This is a genomic window from Microcoleus sp. LEGE 07076, from assembly GCF_015207455.1.
Lineage (GTDB): Bacteria > Cyanobacteriota > Cyanobacteriia > Cyanobacteriales > Microcoleaceae > Microcoleus.
In genome coordinates this window covers 1-9,918 of sequence record NZ_JADEWV010000209.1, presented here as the reverse complement: position 1 = coordinate 9,918, position 9,918 = coordinate 1, and the positions used below count along the sequence as shown (strand labels likewise).

At 45.8% G+C, this 9,918-nt stretch carries 11 protein-coding genes and 1 pseudogene; 9 read left to right on the top strand and 3 right to left on the bottom strand.

Features of this window, described 5'->3' with window-relative positions; translation table 11 throughout:
- The 4 genes and pseudogenes from IQ270_RS24615 to IQ270_RS24600 form a co-directional block, all read left to right on the top strand.
- A pseudogene (locus IQ270_RS24615) lies at window positions 1-134 on the top strand (photosystem II protein D2); the annotation flags it as partial.
- Window positions 135-290: 156 nt separating this feature from the next.
- The gene (psbC, locus tag IQ270_RS24610) at window positions 291-1,670 is read left to right on the top strand and encodes a photosystem II reaction center protein CP43 (protein ID WP_193975805.1); all 1,380 of its coding nucleotides are present in this window, start codon (window positions 291-293) and stop codon (window positions 1,668-1,670) included.
- Between the two features lie 346 nt (window positions 1,671-2,016).
- Window positions 2,017-2,904 (top strand): hypothetical protein, encoded by an 888-nt coding sequence (locus IQ270_RS24605; protein WP_228056664.1) that lies wholly within the window; start codon window positions 2,017-2,019, stop codon window positions 2,902-2,904.
- Window positions 2,905-3,003: 99 nt separating this feature from the next.
- On the top strand, window positions 3,004-3,189 hold the full coding sequence (locus IQ270_RS24600; protein WP_193975804.1) for a PCP reductase family protein: 186 nt from the start codon (window positions 3,004-3,006) through the stop codon (window positions 3,187-3,189).
- A gap of 19 nt (window positions 3,190-3,208) precedes the next feature.
- On the opposite strand, the gene tnpB is transcribed toward IQ270_RS24600, so the two are convergent.
- The gene (gene tnpB, locus IQ270_RS24595) at window positions 3,209-4,384 is read right to left on the bottom strand and encodes an IS200/IS605 family element RNA-guided endonuclease TnpB (RefSeq protein WP_193975807.1); all 1,176 of its coding nucleotides are present in this window, start codon (window positions 4,382-4,384) and stop codon (window positions 3,209-3,211) included.
- Between the two features lie 162 nt (window positions 4,385-4,546).
- Between tnpB and tpiA the strand changes: the two genes are divergently transcribed.
- From tpiA to folP, 3 genes are all read left to right on the top strand, one after another.
- Window positions 4,547-5,272: a triose-phosphate isomerase gene (gene tpiA, locus IQ270_RS24590; protein ID WP_193975803.1), complete on the top strand. Its 726-nt coding sequence runs from the start codon at window positions 4,547-4,549 to the stop codon at window positions 5,270-5,272.
- Between the two features lie 94 nt (window positions 5,273-5,366).
- Complete coding sequence (locus tag IQ270_RS24585; protein WP_193975802.1) at window positions 5,367-5,924, top strand: Uma2 family endonuclease; 558 nt, start codon at window positions 5,367-5,369, stop codon at window positions 5,922-5,924.
- 143 nt (window positions 5,925-6,067) lie between these two features.
- The gene (folP, locus tag IQ270_RS24580) at window positions 6,068-6,937 is read left to right on the top strand and encodes a dihydropteroate synthase (protein WP_193975806.1); all 870 of its coding nucleotides are present in this window, start codon (window positions 6,068-6,070) and stop codon (window positions 6,935-6,937) included.
- Here folP and IQ270_RS24575 read toward each other — a convergent pair.
- The gene (locus IQ270_RS24575) at window positions 6,928-7,767 is read right to left on the bottom strand and encodes an SPFH domain-containing protein (protein ID WP_193975801.1); all 840 of its coding nucleotides are present in this window, start codon (window positions 7,765-7,767) and stop codon (window positions 6,928-6,930) included. The genes folP and IQ270_RS24575 overlap by 10 nt on opposite strands.
- Before the next feature lie 257 nt (window positions 7,768-8,024).
- On the opposite strand from IQ270_RS24575, the gene IQ270_RS24570 reads away from it, so the two are divergent.
- A complete protein-coding gene (locus IQ270_RS24570) occupies window positions 8,025-8,795 on the top strand; it encodes a tetratricopeptide repeat protein (protein ID WP_193975800.1) in 771 nt (256 codons plus the stop codon).
- A gap of 148 nt (window positions 8,796-8,943) precedes the next feature.
- A complete protein-coding gene (locus IQ270_RS24565; RefSeq protein ID WP_193975799.1) occupies window positions 8,944-9,099 on the top strand; it encodes a hypothetical protein in 156 nt (51 codons plus the stop codon).
- A gap of 53 nt (window positions 9,100-9,152) precedes the next feature.
- Here the strand turns inward: IQ270_RS24565 and aroB are convergent.
- On the bottom strand, window positions 9,153-9,918 hold a 766-nt coding region (gene aroB / locus IQ270_RS24560; protein ID WP_193975798.1), incomplete at its 5' end, for a 3-dehydroquinate synthase.

Genomic DNA, 9,918 nt, shown 5'->3' with positions numbered 1-9,918 from the left:
CTGAGTTTGAAACGTTCTACACTAAGAACATTCTGCTTAACGAAGGCATTCGTGCTTGGATGGCTCCAACAGACCAACCTCACGAAAACTTCATCTTCCCTGAAGAAGTTCTGCCTCGCGGTAACGCACTTTAAAAAAATTAGGATTTGGATTTCAGATTAATTTAAGTTTTTTAAATTCACATTAGAAATCCAAATTCCTATTCCCAGGGTGAGCGCGGTGCTCCCGCGCTCACCCGAGGAAGAAAAAAACCCAAATCCAAAATCTAAAATCGTTGGAGGTTCTACCGGGTGGTAACGCTCTCTAATTCTTACGTAAGCGGTCGCGACCAAGAATCCTCCGGGTTCGCTTGGTGGTCTGGCAACGCTCGTTTAATCAATCTCTCAGGCAAACTGCTGGGCGCGCACGTCGCTCACGCTGGTTTGATCGTGTTCTGGGCCGGAGCAATGACTTTGTTTGAAGTCGCTCACTTTATCCCAGAAAAGCCCATGTACGAACAGGGCTTAATCTTAATGCCCCACATCGCTACTTTGGGTTGGGGCGTCGGCCCCGGCGGTGAAGTCACTGATATCTTCCCGTTCTTCGTAGTCGGCGTTCTTCACTTGATTTCCTCGGCAGTTCTAGGCTTGGGTGGCATTTATCACGCCATTCGCGGCCCGGAAATTCTCGAAGAATACTCTTCTTTCTTCGGATACGACTGGAAAGATAAGAACCAGATGACCAACATCATCGGCTATCACCTGATTTTGTTGGGTGGCGGCTGCTTGCTGCTGGTTGCTAAGGCCATGTTCTTCGGCGGTGTCTACGACACTTGGGCTCCGGGCGGTGGCGACGTGCGTATTGTCACGAACCCAACTCTCAACCCGGCTGTGATTTTTGGCTACTTGACTCGTTCTCCTTTTGGTGGCGAAGGCTGGATAGTCAGCGTCAACAACATGGAAGACATCATCGGCGGTCACATCTGGCTCGGCTTGATTTGTATCGCTGGCGGTGTTTGGCACATTTTGACCAAGCCTTTCGGCTGGGCTCGTCGCGCCTTAATCTGGTCTGGCGAAGCTTACCTGTCTTACAGTTTGGGCGCTTTGTCCCTGATGGGCTTTATCGCTGCCTGTTTTGTCTGGTTCAACAACACTGCTTACCCTAGCGAATTTTACGGCCCGACGGGCCCGGAAGCTTCTCAAGCGCAAGCTTTGACCTTCCTGATCCGCGACCAGCGCTTGGGTGCTAACGTCGGTTCTGCACAAGGCCCGACCGGTCTTGGTAAATACCTGATGCGCTCTCCTACTGGCGAAATCATTTTCGGCGGTGAAACGATGCGTTTCTGGGATTTCCAAGGCCCTTGGTTGGAACCTTTGCGTGGTACTAACGGTTTGGACTTGAACAAAATCAAGAATGACATTCAGCCTTGGCAAGCTCGCCGCGCTGCTGAATACATGACTCACGCTCCTTTGGGTTCTTTGAACTCTGTGGGCGGTGTGGCGACTGAAGTTAACTCGTTTAACTTCACTTCTCCTCGTTCTTGGTTGGCTTGTTTCCACTTTGTGATGGGTTTCTTTTTCTTGATCGGCCACTTGTGGCACGCGGGTCGCGCTCGCGCTGCTGTCGCTGGCTTTGAGAAGGGGATCGATCGCGAAAATGAAGCGGTACTTTCTATGCCAGACTTAGACTAATCGATCGCATTTATTGCTGATTTGATTGTCTAGTCAAAAAAGCTCCTGCTTAACGGCGGGAGCTTTTTTTTGAGCTGATTAACTCAGATTATGCCTCAATACGGTTCAGATCAGACACTCATGGAGACAAAACTCTTTGAAAAACAGATACTGCGATTGTTTCGCTATTTGCTCGTAAGGACAAAAAAACATTAACTGAACCTGAACCGTATTGGATGATGACTATTAAAAGCAGCTATAATACAATCATTTGAAAACAGTAAATTAGGTAGATGGAGGTCACTTACTTACTATGGAAGTAGCAATGCCTGATGTTTCTCAAAGCTTTCAAAAAACGCAATGATTTTTGACGGAACAGGTCGGAAAAGCTGTTGATTCTGTTTCCGAAGCAAGAGCACAAGCTAAATCTTCTCTCTCCGAATCTGCGGACAAGGCCAAAGAAGCTCTGATTCAAACTACTAATTCTGTTAATCAAGCTACGAACAATGCTTTAGGTAATGTAGCGGAGACAACTAAAAAAGCAAGTAATTCTCTATCGGAAATCACGAATCAAGCAGTTACTCGTGTTAGTGAAACCACCAACAAAGCTGTTGATGCTGTTTCTCACTCTGCTGACAAGGCTAAAGAAACTCTCACTCAAACTACTAACTCTGCGGTCAATACTCTGAATCAAACGACTAGCCAAGCTGTAGAGAGTGTAACTCAAGCAGCAGAAAAGGCTAAGACTTCATTGCAAGATAGCCTTGACAAGGCTGAAAATATTAGCGGTGCGGCTTCAGAGGCTATTAAAAGTGCGATCGATGCTACCCTCAAAAATTGGATTGATTCTCATCCTGCAATCTTCTGGTTGGTGAGTCATCCGTTGATAGGCTTAGCAATGCTGCTGCTATTTATATTCATAATATTCGGTTTTTTCCAGGCTTTAGGTAGCTTTTTTGCAGAAGGATGGTTATCTATTTTGCAAATCCCTGGAAAATTTATACAAGGGGTTTTCAGTGTCGGCACTAAATCTGCAAGCAATCTCGGCGGAGCGGCTGTAAGCTCGTTGGTTTCAAGGACTCCGGGATCGAATAACAATTCAGCTTTACAATTGAGGGGAGTTGAATCAAACAGTTTGGAATCTCGGGAACGACTTGCTAATATTTTGACAAGGTTAGAGGCAATTCGACAAGAGCAGAGTCAGCTTTTAGAAGAAGCGTCGGCTATTTTAGGCAAGCAGTTGAATGCAGATTGAGAACGTGTGGCCCGATCGCACTTATGGTAAATTGAATAAATCCAGGCTTTCCATCAAAAGCAGACAAATAAACGCTTGCAGTCGATCGCCCAATACGCCATGACCGATTCCGAATTCTCCGACGATCTAAAATGGACGCCCGAAGCCCTTGCCAAGCTGAAAAATATTCCCTATTTTGTGCGGGGACAAGCTCGCGTCCGCATTGAGCACCTCGCCCGCGAAGCTGACACCGAAGTCGTCACAGTTGAGTTAGTTGAGCAAGCTCGCATCGAGTTTGGACATTGACACTCCCCGCCCTAGAGGGCTAGGATTCTTCGTTCACAGGGAGATGCCTTGTAAAAGCAGTGCCTTTACTTGGCCTTACTCTCCCTCCCGAAGCAGTAACGGTATGCCCTGCCGTCAAAATTCGTAAACCTTCATCTCGAATATTCTTAGCGGCATTAATATCTCTATCATGGTTTTCTCCACATTTAGGACATTGCCAACTACGAATATCCAAACTCAAGCTATCCACGCGATTTAAACAGTTATTACAAGTCTTTGAACTGGGATAGAACCTATCTACTTCGATGTAGGTTTTTCCTGCCCACTCAGACTTGTACTTCAACATGGTGCAGAATTGTCCCCAACCAGCATCACTAATAGATTTAGCTAGTTTGTGGTTTTTAACCATGTTTCTAACTGCTAGATTCTCGACAACTATGACTTGGTTTTCGTCAACTAATTTACGACTTAGTTTGTGTAAAAAATCTTCGCGACATCGAACTATCTTAGCGTGAACTTTGGCAACTTTAACCCTAGCTTTATTGCGGTTCCTAGACCCTTTAAGCTTATGACTTAATTGCTTTTGTCTCTTCGCTAATTTCTTTTCATACTTTCGATAGTGTTTGGGATTCCCATGTTTGGTTCCATCGGATGTAACAGCATAGTGGGTTAGTCCTACATCTATGCCAATAGCTTTTCCTTCTGTTGATTTCTCAGGTAAGTCTTTGCCGTTATCATAGAGGCAAGCCGCCAAGTATTCCCCGGATGGATTAACTGAAACTGTAACCGACTTTAGAGTACCCTCTGGTTGTCGTGAGACTTTACAATGAATATCACCAATCTTAGGCAGTTTCAATGTATCATCTTTTAATTTACAACCTTGAGGAAATCTAATAGACTGTCTATTTTGTTTCTTTTTGAAGTTGGGATATTTAGCTCTACCCTCGAAAAAGTTAAGGAAAGCACTAGAAAGGTTTAAAGCAGCTTGCTGCAAAACTTGTGACGGTGCTTCACTCAACCACTCATACTCTTTCTTCAGGGAGGGTAGAAGTTTGACCATTTCATTTCTGCTTAACCCCTTCCCCGTTTGCTTGTAAGTTTCAGACGTTAAGTTGAGGGCATAGTTATAGAACCATCTAGTACATCCAAACGACTTGGCAAGCAAAACTGATTGCTCACTTGTCGGATAGATTCTGTACTTGAAGGCTTTTAAGATTTTTTTACCAAACCAGTGATACTATGGTAACACAGGACAGCCTAAATGTAAAGCCGTCTTAAAATACGGGGTTTGAGACCCATTTTTTTGATAAGGGATCGAAATGTACCCTAAAGCTTTAGACTATAAATTGCGTTGTAAGGACAAGGATTTAAAAAAGTAGTGCGGAAAATAGTTATTGCTGGCAACTGGAAAATGTACAAAACTAGGGCGGAATCCCTAGAGTTTCTTCAAGGATTCATGTCCTGCCTGACGGAAACCCCGGAGGAACGGGAAGTCGTGCTTTGCGTTCCCTTCACTTCATTGGCTGTCCTCTCGAAAAACCTTCACGGAAGCCGGATCAGACTCGGTGCTCAGAACCTGCACTGGCAAGAGTCGGGAGCTTTTACTGGCGAAATTTCAGCGCCGATGCTCACAGAACTTGGTGTCCGCTATGTAATCGTAGGCCACAGCGAGCGCCGTCAATATTTTGGGGAAACTGACGAAACGGTCAATTTACGCCTAAAAGCTGCTCAGAAGTACGGTTTAATTCCGATTCTGTGTGTGGGAGAAACCAAGCAGCAGCGGGATGCAGGGGAAACTGAAGCTCACATTTTCTCTCAGTTGGCACAAGATTTGGTTGGTGTTGACCAAGATAACTTAGTAATAGCTTACGAACCGATTTGGGCGATCGGCACTGGCGATACTTGCGAAACGAAGGAAGCTAATCGAGTTATTGGTTTGATTCGGTCTAAATTGACTAATCCTGACGTGCCAATTCAGTACGGCGGCTCTGTCAAAGGAGAGAATATTGATGAAGTTATGGTGATGCCTGAAATTGATGGGGTTTTGGTAGGTGGTGCGAGTTTGGAAGCTGCCAGTTTCTCGCGCATTGTCAATTATCAGTAACTGATAAGTGGAACTCCGGCAGCGGGAATTAAAAGGCGATCGCCTACAATTGTGATGTGCCCTTCAGTGTTTGTCCGATCGGGAGAATTGACCTATGAGTGCGATCGTTAAAGCAAAACCCGCCTTAGAAGAGTTCCTCAAACTTCCTGAAACTGAACCAGCCTCAGAATTTTTTGACGGAGAAATCCTTCAGAAGCCCATGCCTCAAGGCGAACATAGCATACTTCAATCTGAATTGTGCAAAACTATCGATCGACTAGCGCAAACTCGCAAAATTGCCAAGGCTTTTTCTGAGTTGCGCTGCACTTTTGGCGGTAAGTCGATCGTACCAGATATAGCAGTATTCCGATGGGAAAGAATTCCTTTTTTGCCATCAGGTAGAATTGCTAACAACTTTGAAATTAATCCAGACTGGTCGATCGAAATTCTATCCCCAAACCAAAGCCAAACAAAAGTCCTTGGTAAATTGCTGCACTGTTCGCGACACGGAACTGAGTTGGGTTGGTTGCTACATCCAGAGGAAGAAAGTATTTTAGTATTTACCGGACAAAAAGTAGAATTGTACCGAGGTACAGATCGGTTGCCAATTATTAATGGAATTGAGTTAGAATTGACGGTTGATAATGTTTTTAGCTGGTTGAGTTTTGGTTGAACATTCCTGGACGCATTAAGACTCAAAGAAACCGGGTTTTTTACAGAATCTGTGGGTTGCAACCAAATATTGTCGTAAAAAAACCCGGTTTCTGGCTACCCGTGCGTCCAGTCAAAGCTCAAATCTCAAATCCCACGATCGCCATGACAAATAACCTTAAAAAAATTATTATTAGAAATAAAGTTTTCGAGTGGGGAAAACGCACTTATTTGATGGGCGTTTTGAACGTCACTCCCGATAGTTTTAGCGACGGCGGCGATTTCTGTACCATAGAATCTGCTTTAGCGCAAGCTGAAAATATGGTAAAATCGGGGGTAGATATTATTGATATTGGGGGTCAATCTACGAGGCCCGGTGCAGTGGAAATATCCTCTTCAGAGGAACTCGATCGCGTTATACCTGTCGTAAAAATGCTGCGCCAAAAAACCGATGTTTTCGCAAATATTCCGATTTCGGTGGATACTACCAGGGCGCTGGTTGCTCGGGCTGCTGTTGAGGCGGGAGCCGATCTGGTCAACGATATTTCGGGAGCAACTTTTGACTCAGAAATGCTGTCAACTGTTGCTCAGTTGCAAGTGCCCATAATTTTGATGCACATTCGGGGAACTCCCCAGACAATGCAAAAATTAACTGACTATCGGGATTTAATTGGGGAAATTGGGGAATTTTTAGAGAGCAGAATTGCGGCGGCCGTTGCTGCGGGGATTGACAAATCTCAAATAATTATCGACCCCGGTATTGGCTTTGCTAAAACTTACAGTCAGAGTTTAGAAATTCTGCGCGAGTTGCCAAAATTGCGTATTTTGGACTGTCCGATTTTAGTTGGAGTATCGCGGAAAAGCTTCATCGGTCAGATTTTGCATCAGCCGTCCGCGAAACAAAGAATTTGGGGGACAGCGGCGGCTTGTACAGGTGCGATCGCAAATTTGGCAGATATCTTGCGAGTTCACGATGTCAAAGAAATGCACGATGTTTGTCAGGTGGCCGACGCTATCTTCAGAAATCAGTCTTGAGAAGTTTGAGTATCGATAACTTTCATTTCCCCGCCGTTAACTTGCGTGGGGATATCGGGCATAGAACCCATCAACTCGTTGAGAGCTTCTGACATATTCCTGGGATCCATAAACAAAATTTTGGCATTGTCGCTCTCGCCAAGTTTTTGTTGAGCGTCCAAGTATTTTTCGGTTACTAAGTAATTCAAAACTTGCTTGCTATTGGGATGCGAGTCTAAAGCTTCCACTAAGAGCCTCATGTACTCCTTAGTGCCGATCGCCTTATTGACCATTGCTTGCCATTCGCTCTTGGTAGCCCGCTCCAATTCCATAGCTTCTTGCACTCTTTTCGGAGGTGTAATGCTTTGAATTTCTACGCGAATTACTTTAACGCCCCAAGTTTCGGTAGCTTCGTCCAACTTCTTGAGTAACTTTTTATTCATGTCATCTCGGGAACCCAAGATGTCTTGCATGGGTAATCGACCAATTTCAGCGCGAAACGTGGTTAAAACTAAGTTGGCGATCGCATTTTCAATTTGATCGATTCCATAATAAGCTTTCTGCAAATTCACAACCCGCCAATACACAACGGCATCGACTTCAAGTGCCACATTATCTCCCGTGATTGCTGACTGAGGTTTAATATCTAAAACTCGTTCGCGGCTGGTGTCCACGCACACAACTTTTTCGACCAAGGGACTGATAAAGTGGAATCCGGGCTTGAGGGTGCGCTTGTATTGACCCAAACGTTCGACTAAAGCTTCATCCCCGCCACTGATTATTTTGACGCTTGAGCTAACAGCGTAGCTGAGGATGAGCGTAACGAGCATGGTGAGAATAGACGGCCCCATTTCTACTTTCCTGCTAAGGTTGACTGAGAATCGATCGGGAATATACTCTAATTTAACTCAAAACTTACCAGTCGCGTGCTAAAATGTCTCGACTGTTAATAACGAGTTCCATAGACAAATCCTAAAAAGCCAGCGCCGCGAGCAGGCTCGCGAAGCGAGAATTATGGGATTCGTCTAAGAGTGAGGCGCCATGTGTTCGGACTCTCGCGGCGAAGCAGTGAAACCCCGGATATCAACCACACGTTTCCACAAAAGACATGAAAAACGATCGAGAGTTTCGCTGGGAAAAATCTTTGAGGTGGATAGCCCCAAGCATTTTGGTGGGCGCAGGAATCTGCAATGTTGCAGCAGCCCAACCGGTACAAGCTGAGCGAATCCCCCTGCAAATTTCGCAAAACTTGCAGTCGCAAAACTCGCAGCTACCGCGCCGCGGGCCGGCTGTTCGCGAAGTTATATCCTACGAGATGAAGGGAGACGAACTCAAGATTTGCAAGCAGGAAGGCAACTCCGAGAAAAAGTGTCAAGTTGTAGGTAAAGGCTACACGGTGGGTTTGAGAACTGCCAACGACCTCTACGGTCAAGGAAATCTGGTCAATGCCGAAGTTTTGTACCGACAAATCATCGCTCGCTATCCCAAAGAAGCGGATGCTTATTATAAGTTGGGAAATCTGCTTTCCGGGCAAGGTAAAATGAGCGATGCGATCGTCCTATTCCAGAAAGCGATTGAAGCCAACCCGCAGCACGCCAAAGCTTACAACGATTTGGGCGTGGCGATGGCAAGTCAAGGGCAGTTGCCAGAGGCGATTTTGCAGTGGAGGCAAGCTGTTAAAATTAACGATCGATATCCCGATGCTTTAAACAATTTAGGAGTCGGTTTGTTCCAGCAAGGAGACAAGGAAAAGCAAGCCGAAGCAGTAGCCAGCCTCAAGAAAGCTAAGGAGTTATTTGTCAAACAAGGCAGAACTCAAGCGGCGACTAGAGTCGATCGAATTTTGGAAGAAATCAACTCGCAGTCGAGCGGTTCCTAAGCTGCATTAGTTATTAGTTATTAGTTATTAGTTCAGGGCTGTTTCATTCTCACGAAAATCAGTATTTTGCACGATCGTGCCAAGAGTGTCCGCCTCCCCTCCCCATCCAAGATGGATCTTCACGCTCCCGATAGCTCAGCTTAATATCATGTCCACTCGAACAACGACTCTAAAATTAGTTGGTAGTGAGGAATGCAAGTCCTTGACGGCTGAGGACTTGCATTCCTCACTACCAACATTCTTGATTACGGGCGAAGCGAAGCGGAGGGAATTGACCGGACATGATGTGACTGCTGACCAATGACTAATAACTAATAACTAACAACTAATGACTACCGACTAATGACTGCTGACTTCCTAAAGCATTTGCTTCAAAACTTGTAAAATCACATCTCCGTCAACTCGATCCGTCACAGCGGCCTCACCCAACCGCACCGGGAGCACAAACCGCACCTTGCCATCCTGCACCTTCTTATCCAGTTGCAAAGTATTCAAAATTTCCTCAACATCCACACCTGCGGGCAACTTAGCAGGCAAACCCGCTTTTTCAATCAAAGCAGACTGGCGGCGATCGCACTCAGCATCCCACATTCCCAACTCCACAGCCAATCGGCTTGACGCAGCCATGCCGATTGCCACACCTTCCCCGTGATTGATTACCTTGTAATTAGTCAAACTTTCCACAGCATGACCGATCGTGTGCCCGTAATTCAAAATCGCCCGCAAACCAGACTCCTTCTCATCCTTGCTTACCACCTCCGCCTTAGCTTGACAAGACCTGCTCAAAATTTCAGCCAACAAATCCGCCTTCACATAGCGCATTTGATCCAAACGCTGGCAATTCTCCAACATCCCGAACAACTCAGCATCCCAAATCACCCCATACTTGATGACTTCCGCCATCGCCGAACGAAACTCGCGCCCCGGCAGAGTTTTGAGAACATCCGGGTCAATCAAAACCAAACGCGGCTGGTGAAAAGCCCCGATTAAATTCTTCCCCAAAGGATGATTTACCCCCGTTTTGCCGCCAATAGAAGCATCAACCATCGCCAGCAGCGAAGTCGGAACCTGCACCACATTAATTCCCCGCAGCCAAGTCGCAGCAGCAAAACCCGTCATATCC